The 21,302-nt window shown below is 66.2% G+C and carries 22 protein-coding genes; 4 read left to right on the forward strand and 18 right to left on the reverse strand.

Features of this window, described 5'->3' with window-relative positions:
- Window positions 1-9: 9 nt before the first annotated feature.
- The 13 genes from FR943_RS05820 to FR943_RS05875 all read right to left on the reverse strand — a co-directional run bounded on the left by FR943_RS05820 (window position 10) and on the right by FR943_RS05875 (window position 10,672).
- On the reverse strand, window positions 10-579 hold the full coding sequence (locus tag FR943_RS05820) for an isomerase (protein WP_217155410.1): 570 nt from the start codon (window positions 577-579) through the stop codon (window positions 10-12).
- Window positions 576-1,793, reverse strand: coding sequence for a cytochrome P450 (locus tag FR943_RS05825; RefSeq protein WP_217155411.1), 1,218 nt, complete (start codon window positions 1,791-1,793; stop codon window positions 576-578). The genes FR943_RS05820 and FR943_RS05825 overlap by 4 nt, the downstream gene beginning before the upstream one ends.
- Entirely contained in the window at window positions 1,786-2,199 is a 414-nt protein-coding gene (locus FR943_RS05830) for a VOC family protein (protein ID WP_217155412.1), read from the reverse strand. The genes FR943_RS05825 and FR943_RS05830 overlap by 8 nt, the downstream gene beginning before the upstream one ends.
- Complete coding sequence (locus tag FR943_RS05835) at window positions 2,196-3,254, reverse strand: NAD(P)H-dependent amine dehydrogenase family protein (RefSeq protein WP_217155413.1); 1,059 nt, start codon at window positions 3,252-3,254, stop codon at window positions 2,196-2,198. Before FR943_RS05835 ends, FR943_RS05830 begins: the two co-directional genes overlap by 4 nt.
- Window positions 3,247-4,296, reverse strand: a complete 1,050-nt coding sequence (locus FR943_RS05840) for an NAD(P)H-dependent amine dehydrogenase family protein (protein ID WP_217155414.1) — start codon at window positions 4,294-4,296, stop codon at window positions 3,247-3,249. The genes FR943_RS05835 and FR943_RS05840 overlap by 8 nt, the downstream gene beginning before the upstream one ends.
- On the reverse strand, window positions 4,293-5,513 hold the full coding sequence (locus FR943_RS05845) for a cytochrome P450 (RefSeq protein ID WP_217155415.1): 1,221 nt from the start codon (window positions 5,511-5,513) through the stop codon (window positions 4,293-4,295). The genes FR943_RS05840 and FR943_RS05845 overlap by 4 nt, the downstream gene beginning before the upstream one ends.
- Window positions 5,514-5,521: 8 nt before the next feature.
- Window positions 5,522-5,944 (reverse strand): hypothetical protein, encoded by a 423-nt coding sequence (locus FR943_RS05850; RefSeq protein WP_217155416.1) that lies wholly within the window; start codon window positions 5,942-5,944, stop codon window positions 5,522-5,524.
- Between the two features lie 19 nt (window positions 5,945-5,963).
- On the reverse strand, window positions 5,964-6,665 hold the full coding sequence (locus FR943_RS05855) for a hypothetical protein (protein ID WP_217155417.1): 702 nt from the start codon (window positions 6,663-6,665) through the stop codon (window positions 5,964-5,966).
- Window positions 6,662-6,793, reverse strand: coding sequence for a hypothetical protein (locus tag FR943_RS26610; RefSeq protein ID WP_275957429.1), 132 nt, complete (start codon window positions 6,791-6,793; stop codon window positions 6,662-6,664). Before FR943_RS26610 ends, FR943_RS05855 begins: the two co-directional genes overlap by 4 nt.
- A 15-nt stretch (window positions 6,794-6,808) precedes the next feature.
- Window positions 6,809-7,606, reverse strand: a complete 798-nt coding sequence (locus FR943_RS05860; protein WP_217155418.1) for a CbbQ/NirQ/NorQ/GpvN family protein — start codon at window positions 7,604-7,606, stop codon at window positions 6,809-6,811.
- The gene (locus FR943_RS05865; RefSeq protein WP_217155448.1) at window positions 7,603-9,132 is read right to left on the reverse strand and encodes a nitric oxide reductase activation protein NorD; all 1,530 of its coding nucleotides are present in this window, start codon (window positions 9,130-9,132) and stop codon (window positions 7,603-7,605) included. Before FR943_RS05865 ends, FR943_RS05860 begins: the two co-directional genes overlap by 4 nt.
- Window positions 9,133-9,282: 150 nt before the next feature.
- Window positions 9,283-9,885, reverse strand: a complete 603-nt coding sequence (locus FR943_RS05870) for a TetR/AcrR family transcriptional regulator (protein WP_217155419.1) — start codon at window positions 9,883-9,885, stop codon at window positions 9,283-9,285.
- A gap of 55 nt (window positions 9,886-9,940) precedes the next feature.
- Window positions 9,941-10,672, reverse strand: a complete 732-nt coding sequence (locus tag FR943_RS05875; RefSeq protein ID WP_217155420.1) for a hypothetical protein — start codon at window positions 10,670-10,672, stop codon at window positions 9,941-9,943.
- Between the two features lie 140 nt (window positions 10,673-10,812).
- Here FR943_RS05875 and FR943_RS05880 point away from each other — a divergent pair, with 140 nt between their 5' ends.
- Window positions 10,813-11,601 carry an SDR family NAD(P)-dependent oxidoreductase gene (locus FR943_RS05880; protein ID WP_217155421.1) on the forward strand — a complete coding sequence of 263 codons (789 nt, stop codon included), beginning with the start codon at window positions 10,813-10,815 and terminating at the stop codon, window positions 11,599-11,601.
- A gap of 19 nt (window positions 11,602-11,620) precedes the next feature.
- A complete protein-coding gene (locus FR943_RS05885; RefSeq protein ID WP_217155422.1) occupies window positions 11,621-12,694 on the forward strand; it encodes an NAD(P)H-dependent amine dehydrogenase family protein in 1,074 nt (357 codons plus the stop codon).
- Between the two features lie 2 nt (window positions 12,695-12,696).
- Here FR943_RS05885 and FR943_RS05890 read toward each other — a convergent pair whose 3' ends face one another.
- From FR943_RS05890 to FR943_RS05910, 5 genes are read right to left on the reverse strand one after another with little or no spacing between them, the layout of a single operon-like run.
- Window positions 12,697-14,187, reverse strand: coding sequence for an acyl-CoA synthetase (locus FR943_RS05890; RefSeq protein ID WP_217155423.1), 1,491 nt, complete (start codon window positions 14,185-14,187; stop codon window positions 12,697-12,699).
- Entirely contained in the window at window positions 14,184-14,957 is a 774-nt protein-coding gene (locus FR943_RS05895; RefSeq protein ID WP_217155424.1) for an SDR family NAD(P)-dependent oxidoreductase, read from the reverse strand. Before FR943_RS05895 ends, FR943_RS05890 begins: the two co-directional genes overlap by 4 nt.
- Window position 14,958: 1 nt before the next feature.
- Window positions 14,959-16,527 (reverse strand): AMP-binding protein, encoded by a 1,569-nt coding sequence (locus FR943_RS05900; RefSeq protein ID WP_218045352.1) that lies wholly within the window; start codon window positions 16,525-16,527, stop codon window positions 14,959-14,961.
- On the reverse strand, window positions 16,524-17,261 hold the full coding sequence (locus FR943_RS05905; RefSeq protein WP_217155425.1) for a GntR family transcriptional regulator: 738 nt from the start codon (window positions 17,259-17,261) through the stop codon (window positions 16,524-16,526). The genes FR943_RS05900 and FR943_RS05905 overlap by 4 nt, the downstream gene beginning before the upstream one ends.
- Window positions 17,262-17,265: 4 nt before the next feature.
- Window positions 17,266-18,876 carry an SMP-30/gluconolactonase/LRE family protein gene (locus FR943_RS05910; protein WP_217155426.1) on the reverse strand — a complete coding sequence of 537 codons (1,611 nt, stop codon included), beginning with the start codon at window positions 18,874-18,876 and terminating at the stop codon, window positions 17,266-17,268.
- Window positions 18,877-19,038: 162 nt separating this feature from the next.
- Between FR943_RS05910 and FR943_RS05915 the strand changes: the two genes are divergently transcribed.
- Both FR943_RS05915 and FR943_RS05920 read left to right on the forward strand, forming a co-directional pair.
- A complete protein-coding gene (locus tag FR943_RS05915; RefSeq protein WP_217155427.1) occupies window positions 19,039-19,884 on the forward strand; it encodes an SDR family NAD(P)-dependent oxidoreductase in 846 nt (281 codons plus the stop codon).
- Window positions 19,884-21,299, forward strand: coding sequence for an aromatic ring-hydroxylating oxygenase subunit alpha (locus FR943_RS05920; RefSeq protein ID WP_217155428.1), 1,416 nt, complete (start codon window positions 19,884-19,886; stop codon window positions 21,297-21,299). The genes FR943_RS05915 and FR943_RS05920 overlap by 1 nt, the downstream gene beginning before the upstream one ends.
- Window positions 21,300-21,302 lie beyond the last annotated feature (3 nt).

Here is a 21,302-nt window from a genome sequence, read left to right on the forward strand (position 1 = left end):
CGCTTCGCGTCACCGGCGAAGTCGCCGGCTGACCAGCTTGCTGAACTCGACCGTCGAACGCCGTACGGATTCGAGCTCCAGAGACACCAGCAGCGTGTCGACCATCGCGAAGGGCAACGTGGTCACCACGGCACCGCGGCCGTATTCGAGGTGCCACGATCCGGGGTGGATGGTCAGGCCGCGGGCATGCCCGCGTTCCAGGCAGGTGCGCTGGCCGGGGAGCAGCGCCGGCAACGGCACGGTGTCGTCGGATTCGAGGTCGTAGGAGTCGATCTGGCCCGCAAGCAGGAACTTGTGGATGTCGACGTGCTTGTACCGACCTGAAAAGCCCTGTGTCCCAGTGGGAGATCCGAAGAGCACGACGTATTCGCGGGGGCTGAAGTACAGGAACCTGACCTTTCCGAGGATTCCACCGGCCTTGCTGCCCACCCACCGGCCCGGCCCGGTGTCGATCAGGTCGGGATACACGGCGGCGAGCCTCTCGACCGTCTGCGCGATGAGTTCGCCACCTTCGAGTGGCAGGCCGACGACCTGTTCGGCCACCGAGTGCAGCATGTCCGGGTCGATCTTGTACGTCATCGCTCGAACTCCAGGGGCAGGCTGGTCGGGCCACTCAGACCGAGCAACGGCTTCCACGGGACCGGCCCGGCCACCCGAGGGTTCGGAAGCCGTCGGGACAGGATCTTGAGAGCCTCGGACAGTTCGAGTCGCGCCAGGTTCGCACCAAGGCAGTAATGCACGCCGCCACCGAAGGTCAGGATCGGCGGCGGGTCCTCACGGGTGACGTCGAAGCGCGTCGGGTCGTCGTAGACGGACTGATCTCGGTTGGCCGCGTAGGTGTTCACGATGATGAATGTCCCTGCCGGGAAACTGTACTCACCGATCTCGACGTCAGCGGTGGCACTGCGCACGGTGCTGCACATCGACGGCGAGTGCCGCATGGTTTCCTCGACCGTGCGCATGGCCAGCTCGGGCTGCTCCCGAAGCAGCGCCCATTGGTCGGGGTGGTCGCAGAGCACCTGCATCGAGGCAGCGAGTTGGCTGCGGGTGGTGTCGGTTCCGGCGATCAGGATGGAGAACGCCAGCATTCGCAGTTCGGCGGCGTCCAGTCGGTCGCCGCCGTCTTCGATGCGGATCAGGTCGGACAGCAGATCATCGGTCAGGTGCCGGCGCCGGGCGGCGATCATGGCGTCGATGTAATCGTCGAACTCGTCCCACGCCTTCAGTACGACCGGTTCCTCCTGCACGAGGTCGCAGTCGAAGCTGACGATCTTGAAGATGTCCTCGGCCCAGCAGGAGAACTGCTGCCAGTCCTCGCGCGGTGCGCCGAATAGGGCGCAGATGATCGGAATCGGATACGGCCGCGCGACGTCCGCCACGAACTCGCACCGGCCGGCGTCGTGAATACCGTCGAGCAGTTCGTTGACGACGTTGTGGATCGCGTCGTGCATGCGCGCGGTGGCACGCGGGGTGAAGGCCCGAGCGACCAGGCTGCGCAACCGGCGGTGTTCCTCGCCTTCCATGTTCAGGATGCTGCGGGTCACCCTGTCCCACAACGGACCCGACGTGATGCCGTGGGCGGACAGGTGAATGCCCTGGGGGATGCCGAACCGAGGATCGCGCAGTACGGCGCGGGCCATCTCGTAGGACAGCACTTCGGGCCCGATCGGGCCGAGCGCGATCGGCGCGACTTCCTGAGCCGCCCGGAACTGCGGATAGATCTGCTGGGGGGTGTCGGTGACGGAGTAGTCGAGGGTCGGCAGACCCGCGTCGAAGACACTGGGCTTACACATTGGTGGACAGGTATGTCAGGGGCAAGCCCAATACGGATAGGTCGATCTCGTCGAGATAGGAGCCTTCACCCGAGAACCCCTGACGGAAGCGCGTTTCCGACCCGTACCGTTGTGACACGACCTCGGCCGCCGCAGCGTCCGGCACGCGGATCACGACGGTGTAGACCCCGTCGCCGTGGCGGTCGAGGAAGTCGTTGACCGAGGCCGCCACCGACGCGGTCGAGCCGGGCAGCGGACTGATCAGCTCGATACCGCGGTCCCAGTCCAGATGCACCGCGACGCCGAGGTCGGTGAGTTCGGCGGCGTTGAAGGTGAATCCGAGATCAGTGAACAGCGCCACCATGCCGGCCGACCGCTCCGCGGCGACCGCGAACACGACGTGGTGCAGTGCCGGCTGGGCGGTCATCGGCGGACCAGTCCCCGCGGCCGGATGAGCCCGAGATCGAGGTGGTTGTGCCACCCGGGCGGGGCATCGCAGACATCGGGGATCGCGTTGATGGCTCCCATCGCCGTCCAGTCATAGCCGGGATGGGCCATGGTGCCGTCGGCCTGCCGGACACCTTTGAGGGTCAGCTCGGTGGGCGGATCGCCCTCGATCACGATCTCGTACCGGGTTTCGCCCCAATCCCATGCCGGTTCGAGTTTGTCGGGGCCGGCGGTCACATAGATCGCGTGGAAGACGATCAGTGGCTGCCCGCCCACCCACGCGGTCCATTCGTGGCGCTGCGCGGCGACGGTGCCCTTCGGGATCGCGCCCTCGTCGTGGGGGATGTCCTCGGTGGCGGTCGCGACCTCGACGTCGGCGGCGGTCACCTCGTCGATGGTCACGCCGAGGCCGTCGGCGATCATGTGCATCGACTGGGCGAAGAACGGCAGGCCGAGGCCCAGAATCGTTGGCTCGGTGAGGAATTTGTCCTTGTCTTTGCCGAACCCCATCCAGTCGATGTGGTCCATCGGGGCGTCTTTCAGGACGTCGACGACCTCATACACGTGGATCGTGTCGATCCTGCTCATCACCCGGGCCAGGGTGAGCGGCAGGATGTCCCCGGCGTAACCGGGATGGATACCACCGCCGTGGAACGAGGTCCCGCCGTCGGCGCAGGCGGCTCGGATCTGTTCGGCGGGCTCGCGGAAATCCGGTGAGGGATGGAAGAATCCGCTGGTGGTGACCACGTTCTTGCCGGACCGCAGCAGCCGGCATACGGTGTCGACGTCCATGATGACCGGCGTGTAGAACACGCAGTCGGCGTCGAGCGCGATGATGGCGTCGACATCGTCGGTGGCGGTCACCCCGATCGGTGCGATACCCGCGATCACACCGGCGTCCTTGCCCACCTTGTCTTGGCTGTGCACCAGGACACCGACGAGGTCGAACACCGGACTCTCGGAGAAGTGCCGCACGCCGGCCCGGCCGACGTCGCCGGTCATCCACTGGATGATCCGGTAGGTCTTGTCAGACATTGAGCACACCTCGGGGCAGTAGTAGGGGCAGGTCGTTGTAGGTGGCGATGCCCGGGGGCGCGGCCACCACCGTGGGGATCGCGGTGATTGCGGGCATCGCGGTGATGGTCAGCCCGAGCATGATGAAGTCGTCGATGGTTTCGGCTACGAAGTCTGCGGGAGGTTCAAATCTCAAGGTGCTCTTGATGGTCGGCCGGCCCTCCACGGTGACGGTGTAGCCGAACGCGGTCGACCAGGCCGGTTCCAGCGACTGGCCTTTCGTCCAGACACCGCGGATCTCGATCACGTCGCGCCCGCTTGCCGCGCCCACCCACCGGACGTCGATACCGGCGACGCAGCCGGCGGCGATGGTCCAGTCACCCGGTAGATCCAGGTCTTCGGTGGTCTGGGCATAGGCGGCGTCGCACCGGATACCGTCGAGTTCGACGCCGAGAGCCCCCGCGACGAGCTGGACCGCTTCGCGGAAGATGCCTGATCCCTTCTCGGTGACCGCCTGCAGATCGGGGTGGTCGATGGGATAGCCGAAGCCCATCGGGATCTCGGTGGCCGGCGAGTTGTAGATCGTGGTGTCGAACGACTCCAGGATGGAGATCCGGTCGACGCGATCGGAGATGCCTGCGGTGACGACCGCGAACAACTCGATGAAGCCCGGGTTGATGCCGCTGCCGAATATCGTTGAGCCGCCCTGTTTGCAGGCGTCGATGACACGATCGCGGCCGTCGCCCAGGTTATCTCCGTTGATGAATTCGGAGGTGGTGACGACGTTGATACCGGCGCCGAGGATGCGGACCAGCACGTCGACGTCGGCGAACATCGGGTTGTAGACGACGCAGTCCGCCTGCAGGGCCAGGAGCGCGTCGATGTCGTCGGTGGCGGCCACGCCCAGCGGTTCGATGCCGCAGAGCTCGCCGACGTCCTTGCCCACCTTGTCGGGGGCCCAGGCGTAGCAGCCGACGAGCTCGAGATCGGTGTTCGCGACGATGGCGTGGACCGACTTTCGACCGACGTTGCCCGTCGTCCACTGCACGACCCGGTAGGTCATGTCTCGGACCGGCTGCCGGGTGTGAAAGTGACCGGGACCGAGCGGAATCCGCGGGTGACGGAGTTGCCGTGAAACTTCGCCTGTTCTCCCGCCGCGAGGGTGAAGTCGGGCATTCGGGACAGCACCCGCTCCAGGCCCACCTGGAATTCCAGTCGAGCCAGGTTGGAGCCGAGACAGCGGTGCACACCGGCGCCGAAACCGAGGTGCCGATTCTCGCTGCGGTCGAGGATGCATCGGCCCGCGTCGGGGAACTCCTGTTCGTCGCGGTTGGCGGCGGCGTAGTTGACGATGACCGACTCGCCCGGCGAGAAGGTGCAGCCGTTCAGTTCCACCTCTTTGGCCACGGTGCGGGGGATGCCGTGGATCGACCCGGCGAACCGGATGAACTCCTCCACCGCACGGGTGAGGAGTTCGGGATCGCCGATCAGGCGGTCGCGCTCGGCCGGGTTGGTGGCGAGGTAGTGATAGGCGAAAGACATTGCACTGGCGGTGGTCTCGAGGCCGGCCTGGACCAGGAGCATGGTGTTGGACACGACATCGCCGAATGACAGTTTCTCTCCGTCGATCTCGGCGGACAGCAGGACATCGATCATGTCGTCGCGGGGCGGCTGGTCCATCCGAACGGTCACAGCGTCGTGCAGGTGCTGATACAGCCCGCCCCAGGCGCTCATCCGGTCCTGCTCGGTGGCGCCGTTGAGCGCGGTGTCGGTCAGCTCGACGCACAGCGGTACGTCTTCGATCGGCATGCCGAGCAGATACTTGAAGAACACGATTCCAGGTTGACGCCAGGCGATCTGGGCCAGGTCACCGGAGCCGTTCTCGATGAGATCGTCGATGAGCCGGTCGGTCTCGGCGCCGATCTCGGGTCGCAGCGCCTTCATCCGCGCCGGGGAGAAGTACGGGTTCAGGACCTTGCGGAACTTCTGCTGCCGCGGCGGGTCGAGGGTGATCACCAGATCCCCGGCGAGTTGCTCGGCGCCCTCGGGCGTCGGGTTGCTGGAGAAGTGCTCCCAGTCCTGCAGGATCTTGACGCACTCCGCGTAGCGCACCGCCACCCACGCGCCCGTCGGCGTCGCGCTGAGAAATGGCTTGTCGGTGCGCGCGAATGGTGATCGCTGTCGCATCACCGAGTAGACGTCGTACAGGAAGTCGTTGTCGTTGAAGTCCTGGTGGCGCAGATCCCAGTTCTCGGCGTGGCGTTCGAGTGACTCCGGCACGGGGGCTCCTACGGGCTCGACTGTTGCTCGGCGGCTTGACGTGCCTCGCGTTCTTCGTGGATGCGCACCAGTTCCCGGAACCCGATCCGGTGGTACTTGGGTACCGGCTGGATGCCCCAGTCGTCCTGTGCGGTGTCCTTGCCTTCGGCCCCCTCGGACGGCCCGAATGCCGGGTACGGGACCTTGCATTCGAGGGTGTCGTCAGAATAACGAACCTTGAGCAGTTCACTGCAGATCTCGGTCAGGCTGAGGGTCGGGTAGCCGTAGTAGACCGCCATGAACGGCAGGGTGAACGCGCCCTCTATGACAAGGGCGACCAGGCACACCAGCACCGCACGCTTGATCCACTTGTGCATGCGTGCGTAGTAGGGCGTGGTACCGGGAGGAAGGTCCTCGGCGTTCTCTTCGGTTGTTTCCGTGGGCGTGGTCATGGATGCTCCTTGAATGTGTTCAGTCAGAGAAGATTTCGCGGTTCACCGTGTGCAGGTACGGGATCGCGAGGAACGGGGTGATGTAGAAGATGTCGTAGAGCCACCACCCGATGACCGGGAACACGACGCCGGCGTAACGGACATCGGCATACATCGTCATGTTGAACACGTACAGGCACCAGATGAGCACACCCATCCAGCAGGTGATGATCATCCACTGGTGGCCCCAGCGCTTCATCTGCAGAAAGCCGATCGCGGCGGCACATCGCATCGCGAAGACGGTGAGGATCATGCCGAACACCATGGACTTCTCGCCCGGCCCGGCGGCGCCGCCCATCCACAGTTCGTTGTAGTGCCAGAAGTATCCGGCGTCGAACATGCCGCCCCAGCCGATCATCAACACCCGGTTGATCAGGGTGTGGTTGGCGACCAGGTCCAGTGCCCACCCGAGGCTGTTGAGCATGCCGTCGATCAGCACGAGATAGCCGATGAGCGTGACGATCATCGGCCGGACGGAATACCCGGCGCGGAGCGCCTGGCGCTGTAGCCAGACGCCGCGCATGAAGATGGGAAAGCCGATGAGCCCAGGTGCCCACATACCCATCAGGGCCGCACCGACGATCATCCATTTGTCGGCCTGCCGCTGCGCCAGCCGGGACTGTTCGTGGTGTTCTTCGAGATTGAGGGAGCCCTCGGCCGGGACGGATGCGGTGACCTTCACAGGTCCCACCAGCCCCGGGTGAACGACATGTACAGCTGAATTCCGAACATCGCCAACAGGTATCCGTAGATGACCACCTGTAGGACGATGAGGGCCTTCTTGCGGTTGCGTTCCTTCTGATCAACCATGGTGGCTGCTCCTTCCTAGGCGCTTGAGGTGTCGGCGTCGGCAAGACTGGCTGCGGCCACTTCCCGTAGTCCTTCGGTGATGGCGCCGTCGCTGGACAGCGGGGCGAGGACGCATGCTTCGGCGGCTTCGAGTTCTGTTGCCCCGGCGGCGATCAGGTGCGCTGCTGTGACGAGTACCCGAGTGGAGGGTGGTTCGAAGTGGAATGCCTCGTCCGCGGTACGGATCGCGGTGGCGCACTGCACCAGCCGCTGTGCGGTGGGCTGCCCGACTCCGGCCTCGGTGACGATCACCTCTGCCTCGCGCTCGGGCGGCAGGTACCGCATCGGGAGTGTGACGAAGCGTTGCCGGAAGGAGGGTTTGAGCTCCTTGAGGGAGCTGCGGTAGGCGGGGTTGTAGGAGCACACCAGCATGAAAGTCTCTGGTGCCTGGACCACTTCTCCCGCGCGGTCCAGGTACAGTGTGCGCCGGTGGTCGGTGAGTGAGTGCAGGACGGCCAACGAATCGTGCCGCGCCTCGACGACTTCGTCGAGGTAGCAGATCGCCCCGGCCTTGACCGCCCGCGTGAGCGGCCCGTCGGTCCACACCACGTCACCGCCGGTGACCATGAACCGGCCGACCAGGTCGGAGCTGGTCAGGTCGTCGTGGCAGCTGATGGTGATGACCGGGCGGCTGAGCAGCAGTCCCATGTGCTCGACGAGGCGGGTCTTGCCGCATCCGGTCGGGCCGGTGAGCATCACCGGCAGGCGCTGGAGAAAGGCCTGCTCGAACAGTTGAACCTCGTTGGCATTGGCGTAGTAGATGTCTGTTGTCATGCGGATACCAACTCCTGGTGGACGTGTGCGAGGACGCGGGGGAGTTCTTCGATTCGGCGGATGCGTTGGGACCGTTTGGGTCCGAACACTTCCGGTAGCGGATCGACCCGGACGGGCCCGACGCCGACGTAGTACATGGCGACGCCGGCGTCGTTGGCCTCCTCCACGGCGTGGGCGGCATCGGCCCAGGCGTAGCGGCCTTCGTAGCCTTCGTCCGATATCAGGCCGTCACCGATGACGATGAGCAACCTTCTCTCGGAAGGCTGTGCGAGCAGGCGGCTGGTCATATGCCGCAGTGGGGCACCGAGTCTGGTGTAGCCGCCGGTGGACAGGCCCAGGCTCCCGGGCGGGACGAAACGGCGCTCCGCGAAGTCCTTGAGGCAGCTCACTTCCACCCGGTGGCGGGTGTTCCCGGTGAAGGTGAAGATGCCGTGGCGTTCCCGGGCTGAGGTCATCGCGCGGGACAGGGCGTCGGCGCAGGCGAGCTCGAGTTTGAAGATGCTGCCCCCGTGTACGCCCAGCGAGGAGCTACCGTCGAGGAGCAGCGCGGTTGTCACGTCGCGGCTGGCGGGCAGCAGTTCACGGAACAGCCGCGGCTCGACCGCCTCACCGGTAGTCAGGTCGATGAAGTGGTTGACGTACTGGTCGACGTCGAGGTCGGAGCCGTCTTCCAGCCGGTTCTTCATGGCCCGATGGGTGTTCTCCTCGAACCACTTCCGGACATCGACGGCGACTGTGCCGGGCCGACGATCGCGGCCGGGATGTTTCTGCTCGAGAACCGCGACGTGGTCCGGCATGAAAGTTTTCGTCCACGCATTCCACTCCGGGTAGGGGATGCCCGGTCGGTGGTCGGGGGTGATGTCGAGGTCGTTGTCCTGAGGCCGGCTGGGTGGCGGCAGGTTGGAGTTGCGGACCCCGCCTTCCCCGCCGGCGGGGAAGGAGTGCGGCGCTGGTGAACGCTTCTGGTTCGTGGTCCACGGCAGCCGCCCAAAAGTGCGGCGCAGCTTGTCGGACAGACCCTGCGGCAGGGTGTACGCCCGCGGCAGGTTGCCGAGCAGCGGATCGATGGAGAACTGCTGGGACGTGCGTGCCAGGGCGACGGCCCGGTTCAACATCTCCTTGGCGTCCATGTCCGCGGCGGCGGGATTCAGGTCTGGCAGCGCTGCTCGCAGGTCGCCCAGCAGTCCGGGCCAGTTCTCGGCGACCCAGCCCAGCGCGACACCGGACTCCACCAGGGTCAGCGCGGCCAGCTCGCGGGTCGAGAGCTCGTTGAGCCGGTAGCCGACGATGCGCTCTTTGGACGGCGAGCACTGCAGTGCCACACCGCATGTCAGGGTCCGCCGGGTCCAGTCGCGGCGCGGCGGGTAGGGCACGTGCACGACGTCGAGCAGGGAACTCAGACCGAAGCCACGGTGTTGCCCGCTGACGAGGCGGGCCCCGGTACGGCGCTGGTTGCTGAGCGCCACCGCGGTGACGGCGCAACTGCGCTCGGTCGCCATGGCGTGTGCTTCGCTGAGTTCGGACACCTGTTGCGTCATGCCTCAGAAGGTCCCGATGTTGGAGAACATCCAGTACCAGAACCAGATGATCAAGCCGGTGCCGCCCCAGGCGGCCACATAGCGGAGTATCTCCCAAATCCAGCCGGCCACGTCAGTTCTCCTCACAGAAGGGGTGATTCATCGGACCTCCAGTCCTCGTCGTGCGGTGATGACCAAGTTGGCCAGCATCGCGTCGCGGTGCTCGCTGTTGGCGGTGGTGGTCAGAACGCCGTAGATCCCCAGGAGGAAGAACGCGGCGCTGTAGAAGGCGTCGACCTCGGGATGCACTTCGCCGTCGCCACGAGCGCGCTCGATCTCACGGACGAGCAGGACGATCATCGGGTGGTCGGTCCACTCGTCCTTGGTGGGACGCGTCGGCGAGAAGTGCAGCGCAAGAAGTTCTTTGAACAGGAGCGGCCCGAATCGTTGCTCCAGGCTGCCCACCAGGCGGACGAGCTCGGTCAGTGCTGCCGCGAGGTCGTGGGTGTCGTCTAGGAAGCGCGCGAATTCAGTTGCCATGCGGGTCTCTTCACGACTCTCCAATTCCAGCAGGACGTGCTCCTTGCTGGGGAAGTGGAAGAAGAAGGTGCCGTGAGCCACGCCCGCGGCACTGACGATCGCGCCGACGTCGGCTCCGGCCATGCCCGACACCTGGAACTCGGCGATGGCCGCGCCGAGTATCCGTTCCCGCGTCTGCAGCCGCCGCACTTCGCGCGCCGACTGCTTGGTCTGTGGCGTCATGGTCCGCTCTTTTCTAACTCATTCACTGATTACAGTCAATGAGTGGAGTCATTGACTAGTCGGAGAAGATCTCGCGGTTGACCGAATGCAGGTACGGGATCGCGAGGAACGGGGTGATGTAGAAGATGTCGTAGAGCCACCACCCGACGACCGGCAGCACCACGCCGGCGAACCGGACGTCGGCGAACATCGTCATGTTGAACACGTAGAGACACCAGATGACGATCCCCATCCAGCAGGTGATGATCATCCACTGATGGCCCCAGCGCTTCATCTGTAGAAAGCCGATGCCCGCGGCGATCCGCATGGTGAAGACGGTGAGGATCATGCCGACTTCCATGGCCTTCTCACCGGGCCCGGCGGCCCCGCCGATCCACAGTTCGTTGTAGTGCCAGAAGTAGCCGGCGTCGAACATTGCGCCCCAGCCGTTCAACAGGATTCGGGCCAGGATGGTGTGGTTCGCGGCAACGTCGAGGGCCCAGCCCACGGTGTTGATCGCGGCGTCGATGATGACGAGATAGCCGATCAGCGTGACCAGCATCGGTCGGACCGACAACCCGTCGCGCTGAGCCTTGCGGAGCAACCAGACGCCTCTGAGGAAGAGGGGCAGGCCGAAGATGCCGAGGGCCGCGGTGCCGATGAGCAGGCTGCCGGAGATGAGCCATTTGTCGGCCTGGCGCTGCGCGCGCGCCGAGGCGTCCAGGTGTTCGTCGAGCCCGCTCGGCGAGGGGCGCGCCGCCTCGGCCCGGTCCCTGCCGCGCCTCAGATTCACCGTTGGCAAGTTCATGCAGACTGACTATAGTCAATCAACCTGGGCAGTCAATCGGCTACTCCACCCGCGTCGAAATGGCATTCCAGCAGGGTTCCACTCGACATTTCTCTGCTGGAATGCCATTTCGGCAGCTGCCTCAACGGAGGGGGAATCGCATGGCAATGGAGCAGTTCGGCCTGGAAGGTCAGGTCGCGATCGTCACCGGTGCCGGAAAGGGCGTCGGCCAAGGTATTGCCCGAGTGCTGGCGGAGGCGGGTGCCACCGTAGTCGGCACTGCCAGAACCGAATCCGACATCGTGGGGACCATCGCGGACATCGAAGCCGCGGGCGGCAAGGGCGTGGCGGTGGTCGCCGACGCGATGAGCCGGCGCGACGGGGAACGCGTGGTGGGTACGGCGATGGAGCGGTTCGGCCGCATCGACATCCTGATCAACAACGTCGGCGGCTCGACGTACGCGCGGTTCCTCGACATCACCGACGAGGATTTCCGGCACACCTTCGACTGGTGCGTCACCTCGGCGTTCATCATGAGCCAGCTGACGGCGCCGCACATGATCGATGCCGGCCGGGGGTCGATCGTCAACATCTCCTCGGGGTCTGCCCGGTTCGGCATCCGGGCGTTGACCGCCTACTGCACGGCCAAGGGTGGCCTTGAGGCGCTCACCCGCGCGATGGCGCAGGAGCTGGCGCCCAAGATCCGGGTGAACGCCATCGCGCTGGGATCGTTCGCGACCGAAGGTTTACAAGGAAGCCTTGACTTGTTACCCGGGTCGCTGGAGAAGATGAAGGAGGCGACGCCGTTGCATCGCCTCGGCGATGTGGAGGACCTCGGAAGGTTGTGCGTGTATCTGTCCACGCGGGACTGCTACGCGACGAACGCCATCTTCCACGTCGACGGCGGTATCGAGTCGAACAACTCGCCGTTGCCGATCCCCGACTACTGATCAGGAACAGGTCTTGACAATGCGCAGAGTGGTCCAGTTCTCCACCGGCAACGTCGGCAGGCATTCGCTGGCGGCCATCATCGGCAGGCCGGACCTGAAGCTGGTGGGTGTTCATGCTTCCGGCCCGGACAAGATCGGCCGTGACGCCGCCGACCTGTGCGGCCTTGGTGAGCCGACGGGCGTGATCGCCACCGACGACATCGACGCGCTCATCGCTCTCGGGCCCGATTGTGTCGTCTACACGGCGTTGGGCGAGACCCGGCCGATGGAGGCCATCGAGCAGATGTCACGCTTCCTGGCTGCCGGGATCAACGTCGTCGGCACCTCGATGGTGTGGCTGGTGACCCCGCGCCAGGCCGACGACTGGCTGCGGGTACCGCTGGAAGAGGCTTGTAAGGCGGGGAATTCGTCGCTGTACGTCAACGGCATCGACCCGGGTTACTCCGGCGACACCGCGGCGTATGCGGCGCTGAGCCTGGTCACTCGTGCCGAGTCGGTGACGATCAAGGAGATCTTCGACTACGGCAACTACGACGATTACGAGTACACCGGCACCGCCATGGGTTTCGGCACCACCCCGGACGACGACCCGCCGCTGGCGTTCCAGCCCGGGGTGATCAGCTCGATGTTCGGCGGCCTGGTACGCAATCTCGCCGACCGCCTCGGGGTGCAACTCGACGAGGTCCGTGACCGTTTCGAGCCGTGGTATGCCACCGACCGCATCGAGTGCACGATGATGACGGTCGAGCCGGGCCAGTTGGCCGGTACCCGGTTCGCCGCCGAGGGCGTGCGTGGCGGCGAGCCGGTGATCACCGTCGAGCACACCACCCGGTTGACGCCCGCGGCCGCGCCGGATTGGGAGTACCCGCCCGAGGGGCAGTCCGGCGTGCACATGGTGATCGTGGAGGGCGAGCCGCGTATCGAGGTGAGCACCAGTCTTTCGCACCCCGTCCTCGACGTCACCGACGCCGGGTGTGTGTCCACCGCGGCACGGGTGGTCAACGCGATCGACTGGGTGTGTGATGCTCCGGCGGGATTGGTTGCCGCCGAGGATATCCCGCCGACCGCGTTGATCCGCGGCGTGATGTGGTGAAGCTATGAACTCAACCGGTCTCGCAACTCGCGCTTGAGCACCTTGCCGTAGCTGTTTTTCGGCAGCGCATCGATGAACTCGTAGCGCTTGGGCCGTTTGAACCGGGCGATGCGTTCCAGTAGGTGAGCGTCAAGCGCGGCCGGGTCGACTGGGGCGCCGTTCGTGGCGACGACGAACGCCACCACCACCTCACCCCAGTCGGGGTCGGGGGCGCCGACGACACCGGCCTCCACCACATCGGGATGCTCCAGCAGGGCTTCCTCCACCTCGCGGGGGTAGATGTTGCTGCCCCCGCTGATCACCACGTCTTTGGACCGGTCGCGCAGGGTGAGGTAGCCGCGGTCGTCGAAGGAGCCCATGTCGCCGGTGTGCAACCAGCCGTCTTTAAGGGTGGCCGCGGTCGCGGTCGGGTTGTTCCAGTAGCCGGACATGACGACGTCACCGCGACAGACGATCTCACCGATCTCGCCGACGGCGGCGGGCAGGCCACCGGAGCCGAGCACGGCAACCTCCACCCCGGAGCGCGGATAACCGACCGAGCCCAGCGTCGCGTCGTCCGCTGTGTCGATGGCCACGACATGATCGTGCCGGCGCAATCCGGTGATGGTCATCGGCGCTTCGCCCTGCCCGTAGAGCTGCACGAAGATCGGGCCGTAGGCGTCCAGTGCCTTCTTGAGGCTGTCGACGTACATCGGGCCGCCGCCGTAGACAACGGTTTTCAGGTTCTCCGGGCGGGGGCGGCCGGTCTGGATCAGCCGCTGCACCATGGTCGGGGCCAAGAACGCGCTGCTGCCCGGGTGGTGGCCGCACAGGTCGAGGAATTCGTCGGGTTCGAACGCGGCGGATGCCGGGATCACCTGACGGGCCCCGCGCAGCACATACGGCGGGATGTAGAGCCCGGATCCGTGGGACATCGGGGCGCCGTGGATCAGGCTGCAGTTCTCGTCCGGATCGTCGAAATCGGCCAGGTGCGCCACTGTCATCGCCATCAGGTTGCGATGGGACAGCATGGCGCCCTTGGATTTTCCGGTGGTTCCGCTGGTGTAGAACAGCCAGGCCAGTGCAGCCGGGTCGGTGGCCGGCGGACTGGCCGGGGCAGAGTCGAACCACCGGTCGTAGTCCGGGCCACCAATCACCGCTACCGGGACGTCCAAACGCAGTTCACCGGCGATATTGGCCGACGCGAACACCTGGGTGGCACCGGAATCGGCCAGGATGTCGGCCATCTCACGGGGATGCAGCTTGTAGTTGATCGGCACGAACACACATTCGGCGGCCCAGATCGCGAACATCAGCTCGACGATCTCGGGCCGGTTCTCGCTCGCGACGGCGATGCGGGTGCCACGGTCGCCCAGTGACTTCAGCGACGTGGCCAGCCGCAGCACCCGCTCGCGCAGCTGCGCCCAGGAGTGCAGCTGGGTTTCGCCCAGGAAGACCGCGCCCCGGTCACCGTGACGGGCCGCTGCCTGGTCGAGCACCGCGAAAACGTTCACCGGGCCACCCACTCGGCGTTCAGCGCGAAATCGGACAGGTACTTCGTCGAACTCCAGCCGCCGTCGACGACGATGGTCTGGCCGTTGATGAAACTGCCGCCCTCGGAGCACAGGAACGCCACGGTGGCGGCGATGTCCTCGACCCGGCCCAACCGGGTGTGCGGGGTCATCTCGGTCTGCATCTTGCGGAATCCTTCGTTCTCCAGCCGTTGCTCCACCATGGGCGTGACGGTGACCCCGGGGGCCACCGCGTTGCACCGGATGCCCTGCGCGCCGTACTGGCAGGCAATGTGGGTGGTCAGCGCGGTCAGCCCGCCCTTGGCCGCCGAGTAGGCACCGCCGCGCAGTCCGCCGACGACGGCGAAGGTGGAGGTGACATTGATGATGGCCGAGCCAGGCTCCATGTGCGGCAGCACATCTCGCGCCAGCCGGAACGGTGCCCGCAGCATGATCCCGAGAAAATAATCGAGGGTTTCGTCGTCGGTCTCGTGCAGGGGCTTGGGGCTGCCGATGCCGGCGTTGTTGATCAGGAAGTCGACGTGCCCCCAGCGCTGCACGGCCGCTTCGACCACCCGCGCGGGACCCTCGTCGGAGGTCAGATCGACCGCGACGGTCTGCACGCGTTCCGGATCGCCGATGGCGCGTTCCAGCTCGGCGAGTCGTTCGGTGTCGCGGCCGGCGCCGAGCACCGCCATACCGGCCTCGGCAAGCTTTGTGGCACAGCCGAATCCGATGCCACTGCTGGCCCCGGTGACGATCGCAACCTGCATGTCAGTTCACCTTCGTGAGTGTTGCCCGGATCTGGTGTTTCAAGACTTTCCCGGCGTCGTTCTTCGGCAGTGCATCCCAGATCTCCACCTGTTCGGGGGTTTTGAACCGGGCCAGCCCGTACCCGGCCAGTATCCGGCCCACCTCCGCCACGTCGGGACGCCTGCCGTCGGTCGTCACCAGCACCGCGCAGGCGCGTTCGCCGGTGCGGTCGTCGGGCAGGCCCACCACGGCCGCTTCGGTGATGCCGAGTTCACCGACCAGGAGGTCCTCGACTTCCTTCGGGGAGATGTTCTCGCCGTTGCGGATGATCAGGTCCTTGGCACGCCCGGTCACCTGCAGGTAGTCGCCGTCCACCCATCGACCCAGATCCCCGGTGCGGAAGAACCCGTTCTCGTCGAAGGATTTGGTCTCGTCCTCGGGATGCAGGTAGCCCAGCAGCATCTGTGGGCCGCGGGCGCGGATCTCACCGGACACCAGACGGACATCGGCGATGCCGGGTCGGCCGTCGGTCTCGGCGGCGTGGTCGACATCGCCGGCGGCCAGCGAGCCGACGGTGGTGACCGGCACTTCGGTGGAACCATAGACCCGGCTCACCACGGCCCGCTCGAAATAGTCGCAGGCCCGCCGGATCAGCGACGGGGGCACCGAGGCGCCACCACAGATGAACACCTTGAGGTCGGGCAGTCGGGTGCCGGCCTGCTCGGCGGCGGCCAGCAGCTGTTCGAGAAACGGTGTGGCCCCTGCCATGTGGGTGCATTTGTGACTGGTCATCAAGGCCACGCCCGCCTCGGCGTTCCACCGCTGCATCAGTACCGCGGTGCTGCCCAGCAGCAGCGGACATTCGAACGCGTAGATGGAGCCGCCGATGTGGGCGATCGGCGAGGGCACCAGGAAGGTGTCGCCGGGGTCGACGTTCCAGTGCTCGCGCAACTGACGGATCAGGGCATGAATCGAATTGTGGCTGTGCAGCACACCTTTGGGGCGACCGGTGGTGCCCGAGGTGTACATGATCATCCGGATGTCGTCGGGGTCGAGTACCGGCAGTTCCCGCTCCGGGGCCTGGCCCAACGAGTCGAAGGCGCGGTGCGGGCCTGGATCCCCGCGCAGCACCACGACTTCCGGTGGGGCATCGAGTTGGTCGCAGACCCGGGCCAGCATTTCCGCGTAGTCGTGGTTACCGAACTGGGCGGGAATGAAGATCGCCCGGCTCTGTGCGTCGGTGAGGATGAAGCTCAGCTCCCGGTCTCGCAGTGACGGCAGGATCGGGTTCACCACCATGCCGGCCAGGGTGGCGCCCAGGTAGATGATCGCGGCCTCGTGCCAGTTGGGCAGCATGAACGACACCACGTTGCCCGGCGGCATCCACTCGGTCAGCCGGTGTGCCAGGGTGCGGGCCCGGGCGTGCAATTCGGCTGCCGTCAGGCTGATTTCGCCGTCAACCAGCAGAACCCGGTCCGGGGTGTCACGGGCGGCGTCGGCCAGGGCGTCGGCCAGGGTGGTCGGCACCCACAGCCCACGGGCGTAGGCGTCGGCGGTACGGGCTGGATCCTGTCGAACCACGGCGTTCAGCCCTTGACCCGGCGCATGGTCATGGCGTGCCGGAACCGGTCCGACGGATGCGTGTTGATGGTGACCTGGGCGACCTCCCCGTCGGAGGTGGTGTAGGTCCGCTGCATCTGCAGGGCGGCGCTGCCGGGTTCCACCTTCAGGGTGGCGGCCAGTTCCGGGGAGGCGACGATCGCGGAAATCTCTTGGTGCACCTCGACGATGCTCACCCCGAACAGGTCCTCGATCAGCGGGAAGATGGGGCCGGAGTGCCGGTGCAGCAGCCGGCCGACGGCGGCGAAGCTGCGGTTGATGTAGTACTCGGTGCGGCACACCGGCGCCGGCTCGTCCTCGGCCTGGCGGTAGCCGCGCACCGCCAGCCACTGCTCGCCGAGCGGGAGCCCGGTGCGCCGCGCCAGGTCCTCGTCGATGGTGACCATGGCATTGGACTCGATGGTGAACTGCGCACCGGTGGCGAAGGCCAGCAGGTCGTTGATCGAAACCACGTCCTGGGCATAGGTATTGGTCGCCGCGCGCGGCGCCACCGTGGTCCCCGCGCGCGGCCGCGAGGTGACCAGGTTGTCGTCGCGGAGCCGCCGCAGTGCCTCACGCACGGTGTAGCGGCTGACCTCGAAGCGTTCGCACAGTTCGTGTTCGGTGGGCAGCTGCGAGCCCACCGGGTACACCCCGTCGACGATCTCCTTGCGCAGGGTGCGCGCCACCTGTAGGTAGCGGTGTTCGGCCGGGGTGATCGTCATACCGTCAGCCTCTGCGCAGCGCCAGCACGCTGCCGTCGCCGTCGCCCGAGATGTAGAGGGTGCCATCGGCTCCCGCGGCGATGCCGGCGAACGGCCCCTGCGGGCCGGAGAACGGGGGCATGCCCTTGAGCGGCTTGGGGGTCACTCCGGGCGGCGGGCCGACCGGCAGTCCGGTGGCGATGACGGTGCGGGCCGCCGACGCGAACTCGTACTCGAGAACTTCTTTGCTGCCCGAGTCGACGATGTACAGGGCGCCATCGCGGATGAGAAGGCCGTGCGGGGTGTGCAATCCGTCGACCACCGGTTCGGTTGCCCCGCCACGAACCCGGAGCACGGCGCCGGCCACCGAGACCAGCGGCGCCCCGTCGGGTCCGATCACCACACCGACCGGGGTGTCCAGGCCCGAGGCCAGCACGCTGACCGCACCGTCGCGCACCGACAGCAGCCGCCCGGCACCCTGTTCGACCACCAGCACCGATCCGTCGGGTGCCAGTGCCACGCCGTAGGGCTGGTCGATCCCGGCGGCGAGCACCTGGCTCACTTCGTCCGCCGAGCTTTCCGGGCCGCCCGGCCGGAATCGGGCCACGGTGTCGGCGGCGGTGGTGACGATGAATTCGCCTGGGCCCGACGCGATCACCCCGCGCAGGAAGCCCGGGTAGCCGGGTGAGAACAGCATCGCGACGGTCTGCAGGGATCCGTCCGGGCCGACACGGTAGAAGTAGGTGCCGTCGGCGACGTACAGGCTGCCGTCGGCGCCCACCGTGAGATCCAGCGGCCAGTTCAACCCGCCCGGCAGCAGCGCCTGCGCACCGCCGCCGGACCGGATCTCGGTGATCTCCCCGGTGAAGTTGGAGACGAACAGCCGCCCGTCGACGAAGGTGCAGTTGTCCAGACCAGGGTTCAGCTGCGCCAACAGCGTCTGCTCGCCGTTACGCGGATCGATGCGCAGTACCTGGCCGCTGGCGACCTGGGTGGAGACGATGTGGCCGTCGGCGTCGAACTTGACCGAGTCCGGGACGCCCAGACCGGTGGCGACGACTTCCGGCTGCCCGCCGTCGGGATCGATACGCCAGATCTCATTCGCACCCATCACCGGGAAGTACAGCAACCCGTCCGGGCCGACCTCCATGGCATTGGGCGACGGGACGTTGTCCAGCAGGATGCGCGGGGCGCCGCCGGCGAGATCGAATTCCATCAGCCGGCCGCCTTCGCGGCATTCCCCGACGAAGAGCCGGCCCTGGTGGAAGGTGATGCCATTGGCCGAGGGCACATCGTCGCGCAGGACCCGGGCGGTGCCGTCGGCCGCGCGCACGCTGACCCGGCCGTCCATCACCTCGGTGGCATAGAGATTGCCGTCGGCGTCGAACGCCACGTCGTCCGGAGCGACGATGTCCCCGCCCTTGGCGCTGACGGTGTCCAGCCGGCCGGTTTCCGGATCCAGGGCGCTGATCTGGCTGCCGGTCACCTGCGCGATGTAGATGCGGCCGTCCGGACCGGTGCGCAGCCCGTTCGCGCCGAACAGCCGGCTCGGTGCGGTGACCTGCGTCAGCGTCCAGTTCCCGGCTGTCGTCGGGTTTGCGGTGTACCTGGCATCCGTTACCGATAGGGCGCTCATGACCTCGGACGTTAGCAACTCGCCGTAGTCCAGACAATAGTCAGCTGACACCGTAGATCGACCCTTGACGGGTGAATAAGTGCTGGGGAATAGTGTTCTCCAATATGAAGATCTCTATTTGTTGTCCGGACAATTAAGTCAATCAGTCGGCAAGGGTTGCGCATGGACAGTTCTCTGAACTTGGACGGCCGCGTCGTCGTGGTGTCGGGTGCCGGCGGCGGCGGGATCGGCACCACCGTCACGCGGATGGTGGCCGAGGCCGGGGCCACCGTGGTGGCGGTCAGTCGATCGCAGGAGAACCTCGACACCCATGTCGCGCCGCTGGCCGACAAGGGCCTGAACGTGGTGACCGTGGCGGCCGACGCGGCCACCGATGACGGCATCGCCACCGTGCTCGACGCGGCGCGGGGCGCTGACGGTGTGCTGTACGGACTCGTCAATGTCGCGGGTGGCGCCGCACCGTCCACCTGGATGCCCGTCACCCGGGTGTCACGGGCCGACTGGCGCGAATTGTTCACCGCGAACCTGGAAACCATGTTCTTCATGAGTCAGGCCGTCGCGAAAGAGATCCGGTCGCAGGGCAATCCCGGTTCGATCGTGTCGGTGTCCTCGATCAGCGGGATGAACAGCGCGCCCTACCACGTCGCCTACGGCACGGCGAAGGCCGCGATCGTCGCGGCGACCAGGACGATGGCCACAGAACTTGCCCCAGAAGGCATCCGGGTCAACGCCGTGGCCCCCGGGGTCACCGAAACCGCCGCCTCGGCCACGTACGTCGACGCCGACCCCGAGCGTGACCAACGGGCGATCGCAATGGGTCGGCGCGGGACACCGGAGGAGCAGGCCGGGGCCATCCTGTTTCTGCTCTCCGACCTGTCGGCCTACATCACCGGCCAGACCATCCTGGTCGACGGCGGGCTCAACCTGCGCTGGACCCATCTCGGCGGCGACAACACCTCGTTGTTCCTCAAAGACGAATCCTTCCGCGAAGCCATCAGGAGGAGCTAATGGCCCATACCGAAACCGATCTCGACGCCGCGATGGAAGTCGACGCGGAACCGGACGGCTCGACCGGCGAGATCGCCGAGGACCTGTCCCAGCCGATGACCATCCCGGTCGAGGCCTACATCTCGGAGGACTACGCTCGCGCTGAACGGGATCGGCTGTGGCGCAAAGTATGGCAGCAGGTCGGCCGGGTCGAGGAGATCCCCGAGGTCGGCAACTACCTGACGTACGACATCCTCGACGACTCAATCATCGTCGTACGAACCGGCCCGGATACCTTTGCCGCGCACCACAACGTCTGCATGCACCGCGGCCGCAAACTCATCGACAACCCCGAAGGCGCCAAGAATGCCACCGGCCGGGCGCGGAAGTCGTTCGTGTGCGGATTCCACGGCTGGACCTACGGTCTGGACGGCGCCTGCACCCACATCCGGGAGCAGGACGACTGGCAGGGCACACTCACCCCGCGCAACACCCATCTGGCTCCCGTGCAGGTGGACACCTGGGGCGGGTGGCTGTTCATCAACATGGATCCGCACTGCGAGTCGTTGGCCGACTATCTGCACCCGGCGGCCAAGATCCTCGACCCGTTCGGGTTGGAGAACATGCGCTACAAGTGGCGCAAATGGTTGTACTTCGACTGCAACTGGAAGGTCGCGCTGGAGGCCTTCAACGAGACCTACCACGTGTTCACCACCCACCCCGAGTTCAACCAATTCGGCGAGTTCAAGGGCTGGGCGAAGGCGCAGGGCAAGCACAGCAACATCGGCTACGACGCGCCCAAAGGCCTGGACGAGACCAAGTCCAAGATCCGGCTGGGCAACGGCGATCCGCGCATCTCCACCGCCGAGATGCAGGTCTACACCATGGAAGAGACCAACGCGACCACCACGCAAACACTGGTCAACGCCGCCAAGCGCCTGGTCGACGAACTGCCCGAGGGCACGCCCGCCGACGAGGTGCTGCAGCACTGGCTGGCCTCGGCCCGTCGCGACGACGAGGCCCGTGGCGTGGTCTGGCCCGTCATCCCGCCGGACATCCTCGGGCAGAGCGGTACGGCCTGGCAGATCTTCCCGAACTTCCAAGTGGGGCAGGGCCTGACCAGCGCGCTGTGCTACGGCGCCCGGCCCGATCCGAGTTACAACCCGGACAAGTGCATCTTCGAGGTCGCGGTCTTCGAGCTGTACCCGAAAGGTGAAGAGCCGCAGACCGAATGGGCCTACACCCCGAAGGACTCACCGAACTGGCTGTCGGTGCTGCCACAGGACTTCTCGAATATGGCGGCGGTGCAGCAGGGCATGAAGTCGGCCGGGTTCCCCGGAACAATGCCCAACCCCTACCGCGAACGCAGCACGGTCAACCTGCACCACCAACTTTCCAAGTACATGGGCACCGGAGAGCCCCGAGACATCCAGTGATTT

The sequence above is a fragment of the [Mycobacterium] fortunisiensis genome (assembly GCF_019050325.1).
GTDB classification, from domain to species: Bacteria; Actinomycetota; Actinomycetes; order Mycobacteriales; family Mycobacteriaceae; genus Mycobacterium; species Mycobacterium fortunisiensis.